This window comes from Massilia sp. ZL223 (assembly GCF_018119395.1).
Lineage (GTDB): Bacteria > Pseudomonadota > Gammaproteobacteria > Burkholderiales > Burkholderiaceae_D > Telluria.
Genome location: NZ_JAGPWD010000016.1, coordinates 43,462 through 65,442, shown reverse-complemented (window position 1 = coordinate 65,442; position 21,981 = coordinate 43,462). Strand labels below are relative to the sequence as shown.

The window sequence follows — 21,981 nt, the reverse complement described above, 5'->3', positions numbered from 1 at the left end:
CACCGATTTCCTCGCTTACCTCCTCCTTCACGGCCGGGTTCATCCCGGCCGTTTTTTTCGCCCCCTGCCGCCAGGCATCCCGCGTGCCTCCAAAGCAAGCGCCGATGTAAAATCGACACACCGGTCGATCGACCACTCGGCGGACAGGCATGCACACACCGGACCATCCAGCACGATCACGAACCCGCCCCTATCCGATGGCCAGGCTGGTCATCATCGCCTCCGGGCTCATCGCAGCGCTGGGCATGGTCACGGCCTCGATGCTGTACGCCAGCTACGAGGACACGCTGCGCGACCAGAAGACCAACCTGCGCAACATCGCCATCATCTTCGCCGCCCAGACCACCGGCGTCGCGCAAGCCGTCGACAGCGCGCTGCAGCGCGCCGCGAGCGCCGTGCGGCGCGGCGACCCGGCTGCGCTGGCGCCCCTGCTGGCCGAGGAAAGCGCTGGCCCGGCCCATGCCTACCTGCTGCGCATCGCCGCTTTCGACGCCTCCGGCAAGCTGCTGGCCAGCTCGCGCGCGGACCACAGCGCCGCCCGCGCCCTGCCCGCGCTCAGCGCCCCGCCGCCGGGCGGACCGAGTCCGCAAATCGCCATCCACGCGGTCGACCGCATGAGCGGCCGCGGGGTCATCAACTTCACGCGCCATGTGTTCGACAACGCCAGCCGCCACATTGGCACCGTGGTGGCGCAGGTGGACTCCGCCCACTTCGAACGGATCTACCGCCTGATCGACCTGGGGCCGGGCGGCTCGGTCACCCTGTTCCACCGCGACGGCACCATGCTGATCCGGGGCCCGAGCTTTCCGGAAGGGATAGGCCGCTCCTTCCTGGATACGCCGCTGTTCAAGAGCTATTTGCCGCAGGCGCCGCGCGGCAGCATCGAGACGCTCAGCCCGCTCGACGGCATCCCCCGCCTGTACGGCTACGATACGGTGGAAGGCTTCCCGCTGGTGATCATCACGGGCCTGAACCGCGAGGCCGCGCTCGAATCCTGGTACGGCCGCCTGTGGACGGCGCTGGCCTTCTACCTGCTGCTGTCGGCCGTGCTGTCGGTACTGGCCTGGCGCGTGGGCAGCGACACCCGCCGCCAGTTCCGCCTGATCGAACTGCTGTCGGCCAGCGAATCGCGGCTGGCGCGCCGCTTCGATTACCTGGCCTCCCTGATCAACGCGGTCGGCGCCCCGATCTGGGTGCTGGACAGCGCTCGCCGCATCGTGCTGGCCAATGAAGCCTTCGGGCGCCTGGTCGGACGGCGCCCGGAAGACCTGATGGAGATGGAGGAGCGCGCCGTGCTCGGCGAGGACGCGCAGCGCGAACGGCGCTACCAGGCGGTGCTGGAACAAGGCAGCAGCGCCGAGTCGATCAGCACCATGCGCGACGGCGGCGGCGAAGCGCGCACCGTGATCGAGCTCACCGCCCGCCTCACTGGCGAAGGGGGCGACGCGCAGCTGGTCACGGTCCTGACCGACATCACCGAGCGCGAACGGGCCGAGGCGCGCCTGGCCTACCTGGCCGAATTCGACGTGCTCACCGGACTGCCGAACCAGAGCCAGTTCTGGCGCCTGCTCGAGACGCGCCTGCCCGCCGCGGCCACGGGCGAACGCAGCCTGGCCGCCATGGTGCTGGTGTTCCAGCGCCTGCACGAGATCGTCGACCTACTGGGACGCGACGCCGGCGACCGCGCGCTGCGCCGCATCGGCGACCAGCTGCGCGCGGCCTGCGGCGAAGCCGGCGCGGTTGCGGGTATAGTGGCCCGGATTCGCGGCGCCGAATTCGCCTTCCTGCTCGACGCCGCCGCCAGCCGCGGCGCGGTGGAGCGCTTCGCCATGCAGGTGCACGACCTGCTGTCCGCGCCCTTCTCCCTCGACGGACGCGACTTCTACCTGGAGCCGGTGCTGGGCGTGGCCATGTTCCCCCAGGACGGCCACAGCGCCGACGAACTGTACCGCGCCGCCCAGAACGCCTGCAGCGGCCATGGCGTGGAGGTCGGCGAGGCGGTGCACTTCTTCTCGGCCAGCATGCACAGCAGCCTGGACCAGCGCCTGACCGTGGAAGCGCATTTGCGGCGCGCGCTGGAGCGGCGCGAACTGCGCCTGGTGTTTCAGCCCAAGGTCACCATCGACGGCGAACGGATCGTCGGCTTCGAGGCCCTGATGCGCTGGAACAGCGCCGAACTGGGCGAGGTGTCGCCGGCCCAGTTCATCCCGATCGCCGAGCGCACCGGCCTGATCATCCCGATCGGCGCCTGGGCGCTGGAGGAAACCTGCCGCCGGATGCGCGACTGGGCCACGCAGCTGGGACGCCCGGTGAAGGTGGCGGTGAACCTGTCGCCGCGCCAGCTGTACCAGAAAACCCTGCTGGACACGATCCGCCGCTGCATCGCCGAGTACGGCGTCGGCGGCGGCTGCCTGGAGCTGGAGATCACCGAGACCGCCCTCATGAGCCGCGAGGAAGAAGTGGACGTGCTGATGCACGAGATCCGCGCCCTGGGCGTGGAGCTGTCGATCGACGACTTCGGCACCGGCTATTCGAGCCTGGCCTACCTGAAGCGCTTCCCGGTGGCGCGCCTGAAGGTGGACCGCGCCTTCGTGCGCGACCTCGACCGCGACGGCGACAGCGCGGCCATCGCCCTGTCGATCGTCAACCTGGCGCGCGGCCTCAAGCTCAAGGTGGTGGCCGAGGGCGTGGAGACGGCCGGGCAGCTGGCGATCCTGCGCGGCATGGCCTGCGACGAATACCAGGGCTTCCTGTTCAGCCCTCCGGTGGAGCGCGATGCGGTGCCGGAGCTGGTCCGGCGCTACTGCTAGATACCTTCGATCAGCCGCATCGCGAACACCAGCGGCAAGCCGGCCGCGATCACGCGGCGCGCGGCCGCGCCGTGGTCGTAGGGCACCCGGAAGAAGCACAGCTCGCGCGTACTGTCGTCGTAGATGGCGTAGCAGGCGGCATTGTTGGCGTCGCGCGGCTGCCCCGCGGCCCCGACGATCGCCAGATAGCGGTAGCGGGGATCCAGCGCGATGCAGCTGCCGGCTTCCGGCACCAGGGTGCCGAGGCGGCCGTCGTCGGCCAGCCGGTACAGGGCCGGCACGTGCACGTGGCCCGAGAACACCAGGCGGCAGGACGTCGCGCCCAGGCTGCGCATCGCCTGGGCGGAACCGGTCACGTATTCCCATTTTTCAGGCTGCCAGGCGCTGGCGTGCACGAACAGCGCGTGGCCATGCTGCTGCATCAGCGGCAGGCCGGCCAGGAAGCCGGCCTGTTCGGGAGAGAGCTGGGCGCGCGTCCATTCCAGCACGTGCAGCGCTTCCGGATGCATGCCGGGGCGTTCGCTGTGGGTGGCGGCGTAGTCGTGGTTGCCCTGGATCGCCAGCGCGCCCCGCGCGACGTAGTCCATCACGGTATCGACCACCCAGCCGGGATTGGCCCCGTAGCCCACCAGGTCGCCCAGGAAGGCATACTGGTCGGCGCGCTGGCGCTGGGCGTGCGCCAGGCAGGCCTCGACCGCCTCGCGATTGGCGTGCAGGTCGGTGAGGATGGCCAGGCGCATCGGGCGGCCCCGTGTCAGGCTGCTTTGCGCGCCTTGTACTGGGCGTAGCCGCGCGCGCGCAGTTCGCAGGCCGGGCAGGCGCCGCAGCCGTGGCCCCAGTCGTGCGCGGCGCCGCGCTCGCCCAGGTAGCAGGTGTGGGTATCGAAGCGGACCAGGTCGACCAGGGCTTCGCCGCCTTCCTGCTCGGCCAGCTCCCAGGTCTGGGCCTTGTCGATCCACATCAGCGGCGTCTCGACCTTCAGGCGCGTGGCCATGCCCAGGTTCAGGGCCACCTGCAGCGCCTTCATGGTGTCGTCGCGGCAGTCCGGGTAGCCCGAGAAATCGGTCTCGCACATGCCGCCCACCAGAACGTTCAGGCCGCGGCGGTAGGCGACCGTGGCGGCCACCGTCATGAACAGCAGGTTGCGGCCAGGGACGAAGGTGTTCGGCAAGCCGTTTTCCTGCATCGCGATCGCCACATTGCTGGTGAGCGCGGTGTCCGAGATCTTCGAGATCAAGGACAGGTCGATCATGTGGTCCTCGCCCAGGCGCGCATCCCATGCCGGGTCCAGGGCGCGCATCTTGGTGAGCAGGTCGGGGCGCACCTCCAGTTCGATCGCATGGCGCTGGCCATAGTCGAAGCCGATCGTTTCCACGCGGGCATAGCGTTGCAGGGCCCAGGCGAGGCAGGTGGTGGAGTCCTGGCCGCCGCTGAACAGGACGAGTGCGGTGTCTTGGGAAAGCATGATCGATCTCTGGAGAAAGTAGCCCGAACGGGCGCGGAAAACCACGGATTCTGGCACAAAACGGGCGTACCGTGTGCTCCGGCAGGCGCACTGCACCGTTTAGCGTTCGCCATCAATTTTGCCAATCCATTAAGATTGCAGAAGCATTCACATTGGAGGAATATGTTTCCCGAAAGATCGATCATCCGCCCATGCCCGGCGCCCCGCTTAGTGCTCGGCGTCGGCGCTCTATTATGCGCGTCGGCCGCAGCGGCGCAGGGGATCGATTACACGGTGCGCATCGACGCGCCGCGTCAGCTCGAAGAGCTGCTGGAAGACAACCTGGACCTGGTGCGCTGGCGCGGGAATGCGCGCGTGGACCTGGAGCAGCTGCAGCGCCTGGTCAAGGAAGCGCCCGAGCAGGTCAAGACCCTGATCGCCACCGAAGGCTATTACTCGCCCAAGGTCTCGGCCGGGCTCGACACCAGCGGCGGCCGCCCGGTGGCGCGCGTGATCGTCGATCCGGGCGAGCCGGTGCTGGTGGGCGACGTCGACCTGGTGCTGCGCGGCTTCGTCCCCTTCGACAAGGGCGCGGCGCCTTTCGATGCGAACGCCCTGCGCCAGCGCTGGAGCCTGCCGGTGGGCGCGCGCTTCGTCCAGGGCGACTGGGAGGGCGCCAAGCGCGACCTGCTGCGCGCGGTGGCGCAGACCCGCTTCCCGCGCGCCCAGCTGGTCGAGACCAGCGCCACCGTCGATCCGGACGAGCGCCGCGCCCTGCTGCGCGTGGTGATCGACAGCGGTCCCGAGATGCGCTTCGGCGAGCTGCGCATCCGCGGCCTGAAGCGTTATCCGCGCAACGTCATCACCAACCTGAACCAGATCAAGCCGGGCGACGAATACAGCGAAGCCGCGCTGCAGGCCTTGCAGTCGCGCCTGCAGGACACCGGCTACTTCAGCAGCGTCGAGGTGAGCGCCGACATGCGCGCCGTGCTCAACGCCGAGCTGGAAGACCTCAAGGACGGCGACGAGGACGGCGCCTCCAGCCCCCAGACCCCGGTCGGCCCCACGGTGCTGCCGGTGCTGGTGCGCGTGACCGAGAACAAGCGCAAGAACGTCGAGGTCGGCGTCGGCTTCTCGACCGACACCGGCGCCCGCGCCCAGCTCAGCTACGACGACCTGAACGTGCTGGGCAAGCGCATGAAGAGCGACCTGCTGTACGAGCAGAAGCGCCAGACGGCGCGGGTCGACTTCTTCTGGCCCACCAAGCCGAAGGGCTACAACGACAGTGTCGGCGCCGGCATCGAGCGCAACGACGTGCGCGGCGAGATCACCACCACGGCCACCGTGGCGGCGCGCCGCAGCTGGGGCTCGCCGCTGCTGGAGCGCAGCCTGGTCCTGGAAGCCCTGTTCGAGGAACGCCAGGTGCCGCCACAGCCCAAGACCCGCACGCGCAGCATACCGCTCACCTACACCATCACCAAGCGCAAGCTCGACAGCCTGATCCAGCCGACCAACGGCTATGTGATCAGCGGCCAGCTGGGCGGCGCGGCGCTGCCGATCCTGACCGACGAAAAATTCCTGCGCCTCTACCTGCGCGGCCAGGCGTTCAAGCCCATGGGCGAAAGCGGCACCCTGGTGCTGCGCGGCGAGTTCGGCGCGGTGGCGGCCAAGGAAAAGCTGGGCGTGCCCTCGGTCTTCCTGTTCCGCGCCGGCGGCGACCAGTCGGTGCGCGGCTACGGCTACCGCGAGCTGGGCGTGCGCGAGAACGGCGCCATCGTCGGCGGCAAATACCTGGCCACGGCCAGCGCCGAATACCAGTACTGGTTCCGCCCGCCCTGGGGCGTGGCCGTGTTCTACGACGCCGGCAACGCCGCCGACAAGGTCGGCGACCTCAAGCCCAAGTCGGGCTACGGCGTCGGCGCGCGCTGGCGCAGCCCGGTCGGCCCGATCAACGTCGACCTGGCCTATGGCCACGCATTGCGCAAGGCGCGCCTGCACTTCTCACTCGGGTTCACGTTCTGATGGATACCAAGGACACTCCTCCTGACCAGGCCCAGGCGCATGCTCCCGCGCCGCGCAAGCGCAAGTGGCCGCGCCGCGTGGCGATCGGCGTCGCCGTCACCGGCGTGCTGGTCGGCGGCACGCTGTGGTATCTCGGACGCGAGACCACCCTGCAGATGATCGCCCAGCGCGTGGCCAAGGCCAGCGGCGGCAAGCTGACCCTGAGCGGCGTGTCCGGCTCGCTGTACGGCGCCATGCACATCGAGCGCATGGTGTGGCGCACCGACGAGCAGCTGGTAATCGCCAACAAGATCGACCTGCAATGGTCGCCGCGCCAGATCGTCTCCAGCGGCGTGCTGGTCGACAGCCTGCACGCCGCCAGCCTGCGCATGGAGACCTTGAAGGAAAGCGACGAGCCCACGACGATGCCGGCTTCGCTCGCCCCGCCCTTCCCGATCGCCGTCAACGACGCGCGCCTGGCCCAGGCGACCTTCGTGAACCAGGGCGCCGAGACCCGCATCGACAACATCCGCCTCAAGCTCAAGGGCGACAAGCAGAGCTGGGTGCTGCGCGACGCCAGCGCTTCCACGCCCTGGGGCCTGGTGGCGGCCAATGCCAGCATCGGCTCGCAGCGTCCGTTCAAGCTCGATGGCGCCGCCAGCCTGACGCAGTCGGAAGCGCAAGCGGGGGCGCGCGCCGCCCAGCTCAAGCTGAAGGTCGGCGGCGACCTGAATACGACGCTGGTGGACGCCAGCGGCCAGGCCGGGCGCGCCGTCGGCGACGGCCGCCTGGAGCTTTCGCCCTTCGCACCCATCCCCTTGCGCGCCGTGCGCATCAACGCCCGCAACATCGATCCGGGTTTCTTCAACCCGGCCCTGCCGACCGCCGACCTGACCCTGGCCGTCAATGGCCGGCTGGACGACAAGCGCAATGGACAATATACAATCGGCGGCAGCGTGAATCTCACCAATGACGGCCCGGCCGGCACCATCGACCAGCAACGCCTGCCGCTGCGCGCCATGCGCGGGCAGCTGGGCGGCAGCCTGGATGCGCTGCAAGTATCCGACGTGCTGATGGACTTCGGCGCCGCCGGCCGCTTCACCGGCGTGGGCGGCGTGCAGCGCGGGAAGGACGAGAAAGGCCTGGGCACGGCCCGCTTCACCCTGCATACCGACCGCTTCGACCTGAAGGGCATCCACGGCAGCATGAAGCCGACCGCGATCCGCGGCGGCATCCAGGTGACCAACGAGGCGACGCGCCAGACCCTGCAAGCCAACCTGGCCGACAAGGGCATGCGCCTGGCGGCCCTGGCGACCCTGGAGAACAATGTGCTGACCCTGCGCGAGGCGCGCCTGGCGGCCGGCGCCGGCAGCATCGATGCCAGCGGCAACCTGGACCTGACCGGCAACAAGGCTTTCAAGGGCGTGCTGAACGCCAGCCGCTTCGATCCGTCCGCGCTGGGCGACTATCCGGAAGCGGACATCAACGCCAGCGTCAACGCGGCCGGCGCCCTGGCGCCCGCCTGGCGCGTGGACGCCGACTTCGCCGTGCGCCGCAGCCGCCTGTTCGGCCAGCCGCTCGCCGGCAGCGGCAAGCTGCACGCGGACGCCAAACGCATCAGCGGCATCGACGCCGACCTGGCCCTGGGCCGGAACACGGTCGCCCTGAACGGCGCCTTCGGCGGCAAGGGCGACCGCCTGCAATGGCGCGTCGACGGCCGCGAACTGGCCGCCGTGCGCAGCGACCTGTATGGCGCGGTGACGGCCAGCGGCGTCGCCACCGGCACCATGGCGGCGCCGCGTACCACTTTCGAAGTGAATGCCCAGGGCCTGGGCTGGGTGGCGAAGCAGCGCCAGAACAATGCGGGCAGCCTGCGCGCCACCGGCGAGGCCTGGCTGGCCGGGCCGGAAGGCGCCAAGGCGGTCGAAGTCAAGGCCAGCGGCACGGCCCAGCGCTTCAACCCGGCCGCCTTCGGCTCGCCGCTGGCGGGCGACATCAACGCCGTATTCGACGCCAGCGGCCGCGCCGGCAAGGACTGGCGCGGCGCGCTCGACCTGCGCGTGCAGGACTCGACCCTGGCCAAGTCGCCCTTCTGGGGCCATGCGAAGCTGGCCGCCGACCGGCGCCACGTATCGAACGCCGACGTCGAGCTGCATGTCGGTCCTAATATCGTGGCGGCGAAGGGCAGCTTCGGCGCAGGGAGCGACCGCCTCGACTGGCGTGTCGACGCGCCCCAGCTGGCCGCCCTCGGCCCCGACTACGGCGGCGCGCTGCGCGGCGCGGGCACGGTCTCCGGCACCATGGAGACGCCTTCGCTGAACGCCAGCCTGAACGGCGAGAACCTCAAGCTGCTCGGCAAGCACACGGTGCGCTCGCTGCGCGCCAGCGCCAACCTGGGTTCGGGCCGCGGCGCACGCGATCCTTTCGTCACCGACGTGCAAGTCCTGGACTATGCGAGCGGTGAAACCCGCGTCGCGGCATTGAGCCTGCAATCCGAAGGCACGCGTGGCGCCCATACCGTTCGCCTGGCGGCGCGCGGCGAAACCTTCGACGCCAACACCGAGGTGCGCGGCGCCCTGGCCGGCGACACCTGGAACGGCACCCTGGCGGCCCTGCAGAACCGCGGCCGCTACGCCATGAACCTGACTGCGCCGGTGCCCCTGCGCATCGGCGGCGCGCCCGGCTCCGGCATCATGGGCCTGGCCAAGCCGGAACGCATCGCCTTCAATGGCGCCGTGATCAAGCTGCCATCCGGCAGCGTCACGGTCGACCTTCTTACCAAGAACGGCCCGCGCTGGACCAGCCGCGGCCACGCCGACAACGTGCCGCTCACCTGGCTGGCCCAGTTCTCGCCGGCGCTGCGCGAGAACGCACGCGGCGACCTGACCCTGGGCGCCCAATGGGCGCTCGACCTGCGCGCTCCGGCCGTGGCCGGCGGCGCGCCCGCGCTGAACGGCAATGTGCGCGTGTTCCGCGAACGCGGCGACGCCATCGTGGGTGGCGACACGCCGGTACCGCTCGGCCTGCGCCAGTTCGAGGCCAGCGCCAACGTGGTCGGCAGCAAGCTGCGCGTGCGTCTCGACCTGGATGGCGCCCGCACCGGCAAGGCCAATGTCGAAGCCAACGCGCAGCTGCTGCGCGGCCGCCTGGACCGCGACAGCCCGCTGCGCATGTCGGCCAATGCCGACATGGCCTCGATCGCCTGGCTGGCGCCGCTGGCGGGGCAGCCGGGACTGGAACTGGACGGCGCGCTGCGCCTGGCCCTGACGGGCGGCGGCACCATCGGCACGCCCAGCCTGAACGGCAATGTCAGCGGCGACAACCTGGCGGTGCGCTGGGCCGAGCAAGGCGTACGCCTGCAGAACGGCCAGCTGCGCGCCCAGCTCGCGGGCGACCGCCTGGAGCTGCAGCGCCTGGCCTTCCAGGGCCGCCAAGGCAGTGCCTCGGCCGAAGGCTTCCTGCGCTTCTCGAGCGGCCTGGCGGCCGCCGACCTGCGCCTGACGGCGGACAAGCTGGAAGCCCTGTCGCGCCCCGACCGTACGGTGGTGGTGAGCGGCCAGGCCTCGCTGGTGCGCGACGCCAGCCGCTTCGAACTCGAAGGACGCTTCAAGGCCGACCGCGCCCTGATCGAACTGGCGCCGCAAGGCCGCCCGACCATGTCCGACGACGTGATCGTGCTGGGCCGCGGCACCAGGATCGTGCCGTCCAACGAAGAAAAGGAGATGCCGCTCGCGGTCGACCTGCGGGTCGACCTGGGCGACGAGTTCCGCCTGCGCGGCATGGGCATCGACGCCACCCTCGCCGGCAATGCGCGGGTGCGCAAGACCGGCGCGCGCCCGCCTCGCGTGAACGGCACCATCCGCGCCGTGGACGGCACCTATGCCGCCTACGGCCAGCGCCTGGCGATCGAGCGCGCCGTGATCACCTTCAGCGGCGCCTACGACAACCCGGCGCTCGACATCCTGGCGGTGCGCAAGCGCCCCGAGGGCGAGCAGCTGTCCGAGACCAATGTGGAAGCCGGCGTGCAGGTGCGCGGCACCGCCCAGGCGCCGCAGGCGCGGCTGGTGTCGACGCCGAACGTGCCGGACAGCGAAAAGCTGTCCTGGCTGGTGCTGGGCCACGGCATGGAAGGCACCAGCGGCAACGAGAAGGACGTGCTGGCCGCCGCGGCCGGCGCCCTGCTCGGCGGCAAGGGCGGCAGCGGCGGGATTACCTCGAAGCTGAAGAATTCGCTCAACGTGGACGAGCTGGGCCTGAAGCAGGCCAATGGCCAAGCGAATGGCCTGGAAGGAACGGTGGTGACGGTGGGCAAACGCATTTCCTCGCGCGCCTACCTGAGCTTCGAGCAGGGCGCGACCACGGCCACGAGCCTGGTGCGCCTGCGCTACAAGCTCAATCCGCGCATTACCCTGCAGTTCCAGACCGGCACCAATACCGCCCTGGACATCCTGTATTCCTGGGCCTTTGACTAATGCAGGATGCTTGGTTTGTGATCGGGTATCGGCTCTTCGTTTTGCGGGGTATGGTGGCCGGGCTGGTGGTGCGGATGCGGCGCGTCGAAGGGTTCGGGCGCCGGTTCTTCGATCGGCACCGGGTCGGGTGCGCGGTGGGCTTGCACGGGAACAACTGTGTACATGGCCGGGATCTCCTCGAATCTAGCGGGAAGATCACCTTACCATGATGGGCCCCGGCCCGGCGCTTGCCTTACAATGCCGGATTCCTCATCAACGTACCTCTTCTGAAGCACCATGGAACTCACGATCACCACCCTGGCCCTGCTCGTCCTGACGCCCCTGCTCGTCTGGCGCATCTACCGCCGCATCAAGGACCGCATGGCGCGCCAGCGCTCGATCGTGTCGCGCCATTACACCGGCATCCTGGTGTTCGGGGCGATGATCCTGGTGCCGGCGGCCCAGCTGCTGGACAACCCCTACAACCTGGCGGCGCTGCTGGTAGGGGCTGCGGGCGGGATCGGGTATGGCGTGTGGGGGCTGAAGCTGTCGCGCTTCGAGGATACGCCGCAGGGGTATTACTTCACGCCGAATGCGCGGCTGGGGATCGTGATGGCCATGATCTTCGTGGCGCGGATTCTCTATATTGGTGTCGAGATCTATTCGAACCAGGGCAAGGGCGTGACGCCGGAGAGGCTGACGGATTCGCCGCTGACCATGCTGTGCGTGGGGCTGACGGCGGGGTATTTCGGGTGCTATTCGGCGGGATTGCTGCGCTGGCGGCGCAGGATGCGTAAAGAGATCGATATGGTGTGAGTTAACACCGCTCTTGCAAACTTGGGCCCCCTTGGCGGGGACCCAAGTTCCTCAGCACACCACGCATAAAAAAAAAGGGACCCTCACGGGTCCCTTCTCATTCAGGCAGCCTTCGCCGCCTCTTTCCTCCGCTGCAGCACGAAGATCGGCTGCGCCCACTGCACATCCTTCTTCTTCTTGCTCGTAATGAGCGTCAGCTCCGAAGGATCGTAGACGTCCGTATTGTGCGTCAGCGGCGTGGTCATCAGGTACTGCGCATCGGTATTCTTCAGGAACTCGCCCACCAGCTGGATGTTGCGGATGTCCAGGTGCGCGAACGGTTCGTCGATGAACACGAAGCCGCCCGAGCCTTCCTCGGACTTCAGCAAACCAATCAGGAGCACCAGCGACTTCATCACCTGCTGGCCGCCCGATGCCTCGCCGTCGTTCATGCCGATCTGGTCCTTGCCGTCGAACTTGAAGCGCACGTGCAGGCCGGCCTGGGCCAGCTGGACGTCGTCGTTCTCCAGGCGCACCGGGTCGGCCTGCACGTCGATGCCGGCCAGTTCGCCCAGTTCCTTGATGTTCTTGGTATAGGTCTTGATCGTGTAGCGCAAGCGCTCGATGTAGGCCCCGCGCGCATTGCTCGTGGCCTCGATCGCGCGGTTGTTCTGGTAGCGGCGCTCCTCGGTCTCGGTCTGGCGGTTCTGCAGCTGGTCGTTCAGGCGCTGGTACTGGTCGATCACGGTCGGATCGAGTTCCCAGTCGTCGCGCGCCAGCGCGTGTTCCAGCGACTGCAGGCGCAGGTTGACCTGGTGCGCGTTCTGGTGCTTGGCCACCAGGTCGCCGCGCCAGTTGGCGTTCTTCCAGTTGGCCGGCACGTGGCGCCAGCTGCGGCGCATGTCCAGCAGCGCCTTGGCATGCTCGGTGCGCTGTTCCAGCTGGCGGCGGTGGTTCAGGCGCATGCCCGCTTCCGCTTCCGACAGCGCCATGCGCGCGTTCTGCCACACGGTGTCGGCGCGGGTGCGCGCCACCGTCGCGTTCTTGCTCAGGGTCTGCAGCTCGCCCAGGCGCGCGCCCACTTCCAGGCGCTCGGTGCACAGCGGCGCCACCGAGCGCGCGGCTTCCTCGAACTCGGCCTGGCGCGCGGTCAGTTCCTTGGCCGCGTCCACGCCCGCCAGGCGCGCCTTCAGGCCACCCACTTCCGCGGCCAGCTTGGAGATGGCCAGGGTCAGCGCGTCTTCCTGCGCTTCCAGGTTCGGCAGCAGTTTCTGGATCGCTTCCAGGCGCTGGGTCTTGCCCGCCGCGCCGAAACGGTAGCGCGAAGGCTCGACGAACAGCGAGCGGCCGCCGCGGCGTTCGCGGTGGTAGGCGTCCGGCGTGATCCATTCCTCGGCGCGGGTCTTGAAGCCCTCGTCCACCGAATCCACGCGCTCGATGCGCGCCAGCTGGTCGATCAGCCAGCCCGGCGCCTTGCTGGAGAAGTTCACCACCGACAGCAGGCTGTCGTCCTTCACGACCGGCGCTTCGACGCAGTCCGGCACGATGAAGTGGCGATAGCGTTCCTTCTCCGCCAGGCGGTAGGCCGCCGGGGCATCCTTGGCTTTCTCGAGCAGCACCACCGAGGCGTAGCCGCCCAGCACGCCCTCGACGGCGCCCTGCCACTTCGGATCGGTCACTTCGACGATGTCCGACAGCATGGCGTGGGCGATGCCTTCGTCGCGCAGGGCGCGGCGCATCAGGCGCTGGGCTTCCGGCTCCGGCATGGCGCTCTTGCCCTGCAAGGCCGAGATGGTCGCCATTTCGCCGGCGATCTTGGCCGAGATGGCGTCGCGCTTACCCTTCTGGCGCGCCAGTTCCGCTTCCTTTTCTTCCAGCTGCTTGGCGACTTCGGCGATGTCGGCGCCGGCGTCCGCCGCCAGCTTCTGCAGGCGGTCGCGCTGTTCCAGCACGCTTTCCATCGGCTTGAGGCGGGCGTTGACCTGGTTCAGGCGGCTCGCCAGTTCCGTGCCTTCCTGCTCCAGCTGGGTTTCCAGCTTCTGGGCCTCGGTCAGGGCGCGCTGCTGGGCCGCGAGCTGGTTGCGCTTCTCGGTCAGCATGCTGTCGGCCTGTACGAGCGGCTTGCGCGCTTCGCGCAGGTTGCGGCTCATGCTCGCGGCCTTCTCGCGCGCCTCGTGGTATTCCAGCGCAGGCAGCACTTCTTCCTTCAGGTCGCGCTTTTCCTTGTGCAGGTCTTCCCACTGGTGGTAGTTGGCGACGCGCAGGCGCAGGCCCTCGAGGTTGATGCGCGAGGTTTCCAGCTCGGCCTCGAAGCGCTTCAGTTCCGTCTCGGTGTCGCGCTGGTGGCGCTTGGCTTCGTCGTAGGCGTCCAGCACTTCCTTGTCGCCGAAGACCTGGAACACGAGGTCCAGCAGCTGGCGCGGCGCGTATTCGCACAGCTTGTCGGTCTCGCCCTGCTCCAGCGCCAGCACTTTCGACATGGCCGGCGACAGGCCGGCCGATGCCAGGCGCTTGCGATAGTTTTCCACGCCGAGCCAGTCGGTGGCTTCGGTGACTTCCTCGATCTCGACGTTACCCGGGCGCATCAGGTACTGGCGCTTCCAGTCGCCGCCGTTCTTCTGCACCTGGCAGAACAGCGTCACCTCGTCGTCCGAGAAGAAGCCCGAATGGCGGAACGGACGGTTCGACAGCTGGCGGCCGACCGGCGCGTTGTCGACCACGGCGCGGATCCAGGCGCTTTGCTGGCCCGAGTGGCGCGCATAGTGCTTGTAGGTGCGCCCCATCGAGCAGTCCAGGCCGAACAGGGTGCGCAGCGCATCCAGCAAAGTGGTCTTGCCCGAGCCGTTCTGGCCCGCGATGGTGATGATCTTGGCGTCCAGCGGGATGTTCTTGATCCGCTGCCAGTAATCCCAGTGGACCAGTTCGAGTGATTTAATGTGGAACATCGGCTATCTCAATTCGGGGTATCGGTTGCTGCTTCGTCGGCCCGAGGGTTCTCGACGACCGGATCGTTGGCCGCTTCGGCGTCGACCGGCGCACGGCGCGGGGCGGCGGCCAGCGGGGCGCGCTTGAACACCTCGGCCAGCGCGCCGTTGATGATGCGCTCCTTGAGCACGTCGGTGTCCATCAGGAGGTCCAGCAGCGGGCCTTCCAGGATCACGTCGCCGCGGCGCTCGATGAAGCCCAGCTTGGCCAGCACGCCCAGGTTCATGTCCATGCGCGTCTTCTTGCCCAGCTTGTCGCCGAAGTCCGACAGCAGCGCGGTGTAGGAGATGCCGATCGAGGTGTCCTCGGCGCGCGGGATCGGCGCTTCCTTGTCGAACATGTCGGTCTGGTCGTCGTCCACCGTGGTGTGGGTTTCCTGGCGCTCGCGCTTCGGGAGGATGATCTGCGCCCACAGCACGACCAGCAGGGCCACGCCGTCGCGAGTCAGGCCGAAGTTGTTGTTCTGCCAGATGTCCTTGGCGCCGAAGATCTTCGGCTCCACGTTGCGGTGCAGGGCGATGGTCACGTGGTCGGCGTAGACGTTGTCGAGCAGCTTCAGGCCCGATTCCAGCAGGCGCTTGTCGACCTCGATGCGGAACTGCTCGTCCGACAGGGCGCGCTTGACCATCTTGTCGTCGCGGCGCAGGGTCTGGTGCGTCAGCAGGCGCGCGATCAGGATTTGTGCATCGTCATTCATTGGGCGTACTGCTTTCGGAAGAATTCAAGGAGAGGGTGGCGACCGACATGGCGGCCACTTCCGGGTCATCCAGCGGGATCATCTCGTCCACCGGTTCGAAGTTCAGCGGCAGGCGCGCCAGTTCGGCGGTTGGGCCCTGCAGGCTGGCCTCGGCGGCGTCGCCCAGCAGCGGCAGCAGCGAAGCGCGGTAGGACGCCACGGCGAAACTGGCCGGCAGCAGCGACTCGTGCAGCTGGACTTTCTTCGGGCCGCTCTCGGAAAACTCGGGGAAGTTGCCCAGGTTGGCGAAGTCGGCCAGCTTGTTGATCCAGTCGTTCAGCTCCAGCTGACCGGCCGGGTTGTCGTTGATCGTGGTCGGCGCATCCTGGCCGCTCGGCAGGCCTTTCGGACCGGTCGAGGTGACGCGCTCAGCCAGCAGCTCGGTCTCGGCCACGTCGATCATCTCGGCCGGGGTGGTGAACAGCGGCACCACCGGGCGGTCGATCGCGCCTTCGGCCAGGCTGGCCAGGTCCTCGTGGGCCAGCAGCCAGCGCTTGACGTCGGTGGTCGACAGGCCGGACTGGCCCAGGTGCACGCGCTGGCGCTCGATCTGGTTCAGGGCGCGCGAGAACATGCCCTGCATGTTCAGCAGCGCCGACTGGGCGCGGCCGATGGCCTGGGCCGCTTTATGGGTGGCGGAGTCGGCGCGCTCGTCGGTGGTGATGGCGCGCAGGATGGCCGAGCCCTTCTCCACCCAGTCGCAGGCCATGTGCCACTTGGCCTGCGAGGTGCGCAGGCGGAATTCGGAACCGGAAGCGATCGCGTCGCGGAACTCCTCGGTCAGTTCCACCAGGCGGCCCAGCAGGTGCTTGAGCTGGTCCACCGTGACGCCGCCCACGGCCTGGGCGCCGGCCACCTGCGACAGCAGGAAGCCCATCTCGGCGTCGTCGTCCTCGGGCTTGCCCAGGGCCAGCAGCGTATCGAGGGCGGACAGCACGTTGCGCGCCAGCGGCGTGATGCGGTACACGGCCGCCGGGGCGTCCCAGGCCAGCAAGCCGTGGGTGCGCAGGCGGTTCAGCACCGTCTCCAGGCTTTCCGGGATCAGGTAGGCCAGCTTCTGGTTGATGTCCGCGCGCGAGAAGGCCGAGCTGGCGGTATCCCCGGCCAACTCGCGCAGCACCAGCAGGCGCACCATGACGCCGTCCTGGGTGCCGTGGAACAGCGCCGTGAACGCCGACAGCATCGGCTGTGCGCGCTTGAGGTGGAACACCTGCTCGATCTCGTCGGGGGCCACGCCTTCATGGAAGTGGGCCTGCAGCGGATCGTCTTCCTGCGCTGTCGTAAAGGAGTCTGCGGCCAGAACCGCGCCGCCAAGGTGGTCGATCATCGTGTGGAATACCAGTCTTCTTGCGCGGCCAGACCTGCTCCGCGGGGGCGTCAGTATAACAGTTAAGCCCAGGCAATTTGCAGTTTGGCAGGCTTTGGAAGCCTGTCAATGGCAGGAATGACACAGGAAAACACGTTGACAACATTTCAATGATGGCAAGCTTCACCGGGACATGCAGGATGTATTGACTGCCTGGCAAGCGGGTGCTACTGTACTACCCGTAATAGTACAGATAGGAGAGGCCATGAGCCGCCGCACCCCATTGATGTTAAGCATCGCCACCGGCGATGCCCGCCCGATCAACCGCCAGATCGTCGACGGCGTGCGGCGCCTGATCGCCACCGGCGAACTGCCCGTCGGCGCCGTCCTGCCCAGCGTGCGCGGCCTGGCCCAGCAGCTGTCGATCAACCCGAACACGGTGGCCAAGGCCTACGGCGAGCTGGCGGCCGAGGGCTGGGTCGAGTCGCGCGCCGGCCTCGGCCTGTTCGTGCTGCCGCCGCGCCAGCTGCTGTCCGACGCCGAGCGCGCGCGCCGCCTGGACGACGCCGTCGGCCGCTTCACCGCGGATGTGATCGGCCTCGGCTACAGCGGCCCCGAGGTGCTGGACCGTGTCGCGGCCGAGCTGGCCGACTGCCTGCCGCGCCAGGTCGCCTGAGGAGCCGCGATGAACGATTACGTGATCCATACCGAAGGCCTGTGCCTGTCCTACAAGGGCAAGCTGGCCCTCGACCACCTGAGCCTGCGGCTGCCGCGCGGCGGCGTGCACGCCATCGTCGGCGCCAACGGCGCCGGCAAGTCCACCCTGTTCCGGGTGCTGCTGGGCTTTGCCGCCTTCGACGCCGGCAGCGCCCAGGTGCTCGGCAGCGATTGCCGCGCCCTCACCCCGGCCATGCGCGCCCGCATCGGCTTCGTCAACGAAGAGCACACCCTGCCGGGCTGGATGCGGGTGGCCGAGCTGGCCGGCATGCAGCGCCGCCTCTACCCCCAGTGGAGCGAGGAGCGCTACCGCCAGGTGCTGGCCAACTTCAATGTGGCCGAGCGCCAGAAGATCGCCGAGCTGTCGCGCGGCGAGCGCGCCGGAGTCAGCCTGGCGCTGGCGCTGGCGCAGGGGCCGGAACTGCTGATCCTCGACGAGCCCACGCTCGGCCTGGACGTGGTGGCCAAGCGCGCCGTCCTGGACGCCCTGCTCCAGACCAGCCTGGACGACGGCGCGACCGTGGTCTACTGCTCGCACCAGATGGACGAGATCGAGCGCGTCGCCGACAACCTCGTCATCCTGGAACGCGGCGTCCTGCGCCACATGTCTCCGCCGGACGAGTTCTGCGACAAGGTCGCCCTGTGGATCGCCGACTTCCCGTTCCGCCAGCCGGAGGCCGCCCACCTGCCCGGCGTGCTCGAACTGCGCGTCATCGAGGGCCTGACCCACCTGGTCGTGTTCGACCAGGGCGATGACTTCGGCGCCCGCCTGCGCCTGATGGGCGCGCGCAGCGCCCAGCGCATGGCGGTCAGCCTCGACCGCGCCGTGAATGGCTTCCTCGCGCGAGGCCATGCCGGTTCCCCTTCCCTGTCCGCAGCCGCCTGAGAGGCCCGCATGAAAGAACTGTTCCTGAGCGAGTGCCGCCGCTTCCGCAGCGCCGCCCTCATCGCCGCCGGCGCCCACCTGCTGCTCCTGCTGCTGGCCTCGCGCATGACCGAACCGCTGCTGCTGCGCTGGCGCGAGCAGCTGCTGTTCCCGATCCTGTATTTCGTGGGCGCCTTCGCCTTCGCCGCCTACCAGTTCGGCACCTACCGCCAGCCCAGCCGCTGGGTGTGGCTGCTGCACCGCCCGCTGCCGCGCGGCCGCATCTTCGCCGCCCTGGCGCTGGCCGCCCTGGTCCTGGTAGCGGCCGCCATCGGCCTGCCGGTGCTGCTGGCCATGGCCGGCACCGACCAGCTCACCGGACGCACGGTGGATGCGCGCCACTACCTGGGTGTGATCTACCTGGTGCTGGTCGCGCTGACCGGCTGGCTGGCGGGCACCTACCTGATGCTGTGCGGACGGCGCAGCGCCTGGGTGGTGCTGGTGGTCCCGGCCCTGCTGATGGCCCACCTGGCGCCGATGGCGCAGCTGCTGGCGCCTGCGCTGGCTTGCGTGGCGCTGTTCACCGCGCTCGCCTACAGCGCCTTCAAGCCCGACCGCAGCGCGCCTCCGGCCACGCTGGCCGGCCAGCTGTCGGCCGCGCTGCCGCTGCAGCTGGGCTTTTATTTCGTCCTGCTGTGGGGCGGCTCGCTCGTCTTCCAGTACGGCCAGATGCTGGTGGGCGAGCATCCCCTCAATCGTCCGCAGCCGCCGGGCGGCGGCTACACCGAGCTGGCGCGCGCCGATGGCCGCACCGCCATCGCCCGTGGGCTGGCCGCCGCCACCGATCCGCGCGCCGCGCACTGGCGCCGCCAGGTGGCGCTGACCGACGTCGGCGCCGTGTCGCCCGCCCTCGACGCCCACCCAAGGCGCCACGACGCATCCAACCTGGAAACCCTGCAATGGGCCGACCCGGAGCGCGGCATCATCTGGAGCTTCAGCCACGACCGCATGCTGTTCGAAGGACGCGACACCTATACCGACGCGCCGCGCGGCTGGTATGGCGTGGGCGGCATGGGCGACCGCCGGCCGTTCGCATCGGTGCCGGTGCTGGCGGACAAAACCATCCTGACCCGCCAGGCCCTGCTGGTGCACGACAAGGAGTCGGGACGCGCCCATCCCCTGATCCAGCTGGCCGGCCAGGAAGTCCTGTCCGGTCCCGCCGCGCCGGTCGGCATGCTGCAGTTCGCACTGACCAACCAGCGCCTGATCGCCTACCGCCAGCCGATCGATCCGCTCGCGCCGCTGGAACAGCTGTACAGCGTCGACTTGCCCGGTCCCTTCAGCGACCTGCACCGGGTCGATATCGCCCGCCTGCTCGACGGCACCCTGCTCTCGTTCAACTATGGACGCCGCATGAGCAACGGCATGACCGGCTCGGCCCAGCACCTGGTGTTCGTGGATGCGTCGGGACGCGCCCAGGCGCTGGCCACGCGCCCGCTGGCGCACGACTTCCACGCGCTGTTCGAGCACAAGGCCTGGTGGCTGTCGCCGCTGACCCAGGCCGTGCTGGCGCTGCCCGAGCGCCTGCTCGGCACGGGGACGATCCCGGACGCCCCCGGCCCGCAGGCGCCCGGCCGCCCGGCCACTGTCCTCGGCGCCGCGCTGCTGGCCGCCCTGCTGTCGGCCGCCTGCGCCTGGTGGCTGGGGTCCGGCCAGGGCCGCGGGCGCCGGCTGGCCTGGACCGCCGCCGCCTTGGTCCTGGGGCCGGCCTGCCTGGCTTGCCAATGGGTGCTGCAGCCGCGCCGCCCACGCATGGTCACCGCCGAGGCGCCGCGCGCCTTCGCGGCGGCCGCCGCCTGACAGGAGGCCGCATGCGACTACCTCCCCACGTCGGCCTGTGCCTCGCCACATTCCTGGCCATCCCCTGCACCCAAGCCGGGAACTTGCAGGACCTCCTGGCGCGCAATGCGGCGCTGCCGCGCGCGCCGCAACTCGCCGAATCCGCCTTCGAGCAGGAAGAGCGCCTGCGCCAGGTGCGCCTGTCCCCGGACGGCAGGCAGCTCACGTATATCGAAACGGACCGCGGCAGCGCCGAGCTGCGCGTGCTGGACCTGGCCAGCGGCGCCACCAGCCGCCTGCTGGCGCTGGACGGGCAGGCGCGCGTGCAATGGTCGCCGGACAGCGGCATCCTGTTCGTCGCCCAGTCCGGCGGCGTGGCGGCGGTCGATCCGCGCAGCGGCGCCAGCAGCCGCATCGCGGTGTTCGACAAGCCCGAGGAGATCAGCTTCGCCGGCCCCGACCCGGTCCGGCCCCGGCACGCCCTGCTCATCGAGCGCGGCAAGTCGCAGCGCCTGGTGCGCATCGGCCTGGATGGCACGCGCCAGGTGCTGTACAGCGGCGCCGAGCCGGTCGGCGACTTCCTGCTGGGCGCGGACGGGCAGCCGGCCGTGCTGCGCACCACCGGCGCCGGCTTTCATCAGCGCATCCTGCAACGCCACGCCGGCGGATGGCGCGAAGCGGCGCGCTGCCTGCCTTTCCGCCCCTGCCGCCTGGCGGCCCTGACGCCGGATGGCCAGCGCCTGCTGCTGCTCACGCCCCACGCCGGCGACCGCGAAGCGCTGGTCGAACTCACGCTGGCCACGGGCGCGCGCCGCACCCTGCACCAGGACCCGGACGGCATCGCCGACCTGGCCGGCGTCATTCCCGGTCCCGATGGGCAGCCCTTGCTGGCCGAGTACGAACTGCCCTACCGCCGCATCGCCGGCCTGGACGCCGCCGGACGGCGCATCGCGGCCGGCATCGCCCGGCGCTTTCCTGCGGGCGGCGTGACGGTGGAATCCTGCGCGCCGTCCGCCTGCCTGGTGGCCGAGCGCGGCGCGCGCCTGAGCCAGGCGCGCTACTGGCTGTACGACATCGAAGGGGGCAAGCTGCGCGCCGTCCTCGAGGACGTGCGCCAGCGCGCCCGGCCGCTGCCGGAACGCCAGCTGGTGGACAAGATCGCCATTCAATACCGCGCCTCGGACGGCGCCCTGGTGCACGGCTACCTGAGCCTGCCCGCCGGATTGCCCGCCCGCTCGCTGCCGATGCTGACCGTTGTCCATGGCGGGCCGTGGAACCATGTCGGCGCCGACTACAGCGCTCTGGCGCAGCTGCTCGCCAACCGCGGCTACGCGGTGTTCCAGCCGAACTTCCGCGCCTCGACCGGCTATGGGGAAAAGTACATGCTGGCGCCGGGCGCGAGCTTCGGCAACGGCCGCGCCCAGGCCGACATCATCGAAGGCGTGCAATGGCTGCTGGCCCAGGGCGTCGGCGACCCCAGGCGCCAGGGCATCATGGGTGCGTCTTTCGGCGGCTATGCGACCCTGCTGGCGCTGACCCACACCCCCGGCATGTTCCGCTTCGGGATGGCGGGCCAGGCGACGCCGGATTTCGCCCGCACCCTGCAGCTGACGGCCGCCGCGCCCGCGAAGCCGGGCGAGACGCCCTTCGCGCCCAAGCTGCGCGAGCTCGGCATCGATCCGGCCAATGCGGCGCAGATGGCGCCGATCCGGCGCGACGCCCCATTGACCCATGCCGGCAAGCTGGGCGCGCCGCTGGCGCTGATCGCCGGCGGCAAGGACGAACTGATCGAGATCGAAGCGGTGGTGGATTACGTGGCGCGCCTGCAGGGCCTGGGCAAGCCGGTCAGCCTGCTGGTCGATCCGGACGAAGGCCACCACGCGCGCAACCCGGTGGCGCGCAAGGCCCAGCTGCACCTGCTGCTGGCCATGCTGCACCGCTACCTGGGCGGACCGGCGCCGGCGGCTCCGGAACAGGCCGTGGCGCGCTACCTGGCCAGCACCATGCGCGCGGACGGAGCGTTGAAATAGCG

General features: G+C 69.5%; 14 protein-coding genes. 8 read left to right on the top strand and 6 right to left on the bottom strand.

Annotation, left to right across the window (positions count from 1 at the left end; translation table 11 throughout):
* The first annotated feature begins 149 nt into the window (after positions 1-149).
* Positions 150-2,810, top strand: a complete 2,661-nt coding sequence (locus tag KBW95_RS12080) for an EAL domain-containing protein (protein ID WP_211524903.1) — start codon at positions 150-152, stop codon at positions 2,808-2,810.
* On the opposite strand, the gene KBW95_RS12075 is transcribed toward KBW95_RS12080, so the two are convergent.
* Together KBW95_RS12075 and queC are read right to left on the bottom strand one after the other, a co-directional pair.
* On the bottom strand, positions 2,807-3,550 hold the full coding sequence (locus KBW95_RS12075; protein WP_211524902.1) for a metallophosphoesterase: 744 nt from the start codon (positions 3,548-3,550) through the stop codon (positions 2,807-2,809). The two genes, KBW95_RS12080 and KBW95_RS12075, sit on opposite strands and share 4 nt — an antisense overlap.
* Positions 3,551-3,564: 14 nt before the next feature.
* The gene (gene queC / locus KBW95_RS12070) at positions 3,565-4,275 is read right to left on the bottom strand and encodes a 7-cyano-7-deazaguanine synthase QueC (protein WP_211524901.1); all 711 of its coding nucleotides are present in this window, start codon (positions 4,273-4,275) and stop codon (positions 3,565-3,567) included.
* A 162-nt stretch (positions 4,276-4,437) separates the two neighbouring features.
* Between queC and KBW95_RS12065 the strand changes: the two genes are divergently transcribed.
* Complete coding sequence (locus KBW95_RS12065) at positions 4,438-6,276, top strand: autotransporter assembly complex family protein (protein ID WP_211524900.1); 1,839 nt, start codon at positions 4,438-4,440, stop codon at positions 6,274-6,276.
* The gene (locus KBW95_RS12060) at positions 6,276-10,727 is read left to right on the top strand and encodes a translocation/assembly module TamB domain-containing protein (RefSeq protein ID WP_211528351.1); all 4,452 of its coding nucleotides are present in this window, start codon (positions 6,276-6,278) and stop codon (positions 10,725-10,727) included. Before KBW95_RS12065 ends, KBW95_RS12060 begins: the two co-directional genes overlap by 1 nt.
* Here the strand turns inward: KBW95_RS12060 and KBW95_RS12055 are convergent.
* Complete coding sequence (locus KBW95_RS12055; protein ID WP_211524898.1) at positions 10,724-10,891, bottom strand: hypothetical protein; 168 nt, start codon at positions 10,889-10,891, stop codon at positions 10,724-10,726. The two genes, KBW95_RS12060 and KBW95_RS12055, sit on opposite strands and share 4 nt — an antisense overlap.
* Before the next feature lie 112 nt (positions 10,892-11,003).
* Here KBW95_RS12055 and KBW95_RS12050 point away from each other — a divergent pair, with 112 nt between their 5' ends.
* Positions 11,004-11,522, top strand: coding sequence for a hypothetical protein (locus KBW95_RS12050; RefSeq protein WP_211528350.1), 519 nt, complete (start codon positions 11,004-11,006; stop codon positions 11,520-11,522).
* Between the two features lie 101 nt (positions 11,523-11,623).
* Here KBW95_RS12050 and KBW95_RS12045 read toward each other — a convergent pair whose 3' ends face one another.
* The 3 genes from KBW95_RS12045 to KBW95_RS12035 are packed head-to-tail and all read right to left on the bottom strand — an operon-like array spanning position 11,624 to position 16,549.
* Entirely contained in the window at positions 11,624-14,446 is a 2,823-nt protein-coding gene (locus KBW95_RS12045) for an ATP-binding protein (RefSeq protein ID WP_211528349.1), read from the bottom strand.
* 8 nt (positions 14,447-14,454) lie between these two features.
* Positions 14,455-15,183 (bottom strand): hypothetical protein, encoded by a 729-nt coding sequence (locus tag KBW95_RS12040; protein WP_211528348.1) that lies wholly within the window; start codon positions 15,181-15,183, stop codon positions 14,455-14,457.
* The gene (locus KBW95_RS12035) at positions 15,176-16,549 is read right to left on the bottom strand and encodes a hypothetical protein (protein ID WP_211528347.1); all 1,374 of its coding nucleotides are present in this window, start codon (positions 16,547-16,549) and stop codon (positions 15,176-15,178) included. The genes KBW95_RS12040 and KBW95_RS12035 overlap by 8 nt, the downstream gene beginning before the upstream one ends.
* A gap of 244 nt (positions 16,550-16,793) precedes the next feature.
* On the opposite strand from KBW95_RS12035, the gene KBW95_RS12030 reads away from it, so the two are divergent.
* The 4 genes from KBW95_RS12030 to KBW95_RS12015 are packed head-to-tail and all read left to right on the top strand — an operon-like array spanning position 16,794 to position 21,979.
* Positions 16,794-17,204 (top strand): GntR family transcriptional regulator, encoded by a 411-nt coding sequence (locus KBW95_RS12030; RefSeq protein ID WP_211528346.1) that lies wholly within the window; start codon positions 16,794-16,796, stop codon positions 17,202-17,204.
* Between the two features lie 9 nt (positions 17,205-17,213).
* Positions 17,214-18,131 (top strand): ABC transporter ATP-binding protein, encoded by a 918-nt coding sequence (locus KBW95_RS12025; RefSeq protein ID WP_211528345.1) that lies wholly within the window; start codon positions 17,214-17,216, stop codon positions 18,129-18,131.
* A gap of 9 nt (positions 18,132-18,140) precedes the next feature.
* A complete protein-coding gene (locus KBW95_RS12020) occupies positions 18,141-19,970 on the top strand; it encodes a hypothetical protein (protein WP_211528344.1) in 1,830 nt (609 codons plus the stop codon).
* Positions 19,971-19,981: 11 nt separating this feature from the next.
* A complete protein-coding gene (locus tag KBW95_RS12015; RefSeq protein ID WP_211528343.1) occupies positions 19,982-21,979 on the top strand; it encodes a prolyl oligopeptidase family serine peptidase in 1,998 nt (665 codons plus the stop codon).
* Positions 21,980-21,981: the final 2 nt, after the last annotated feature.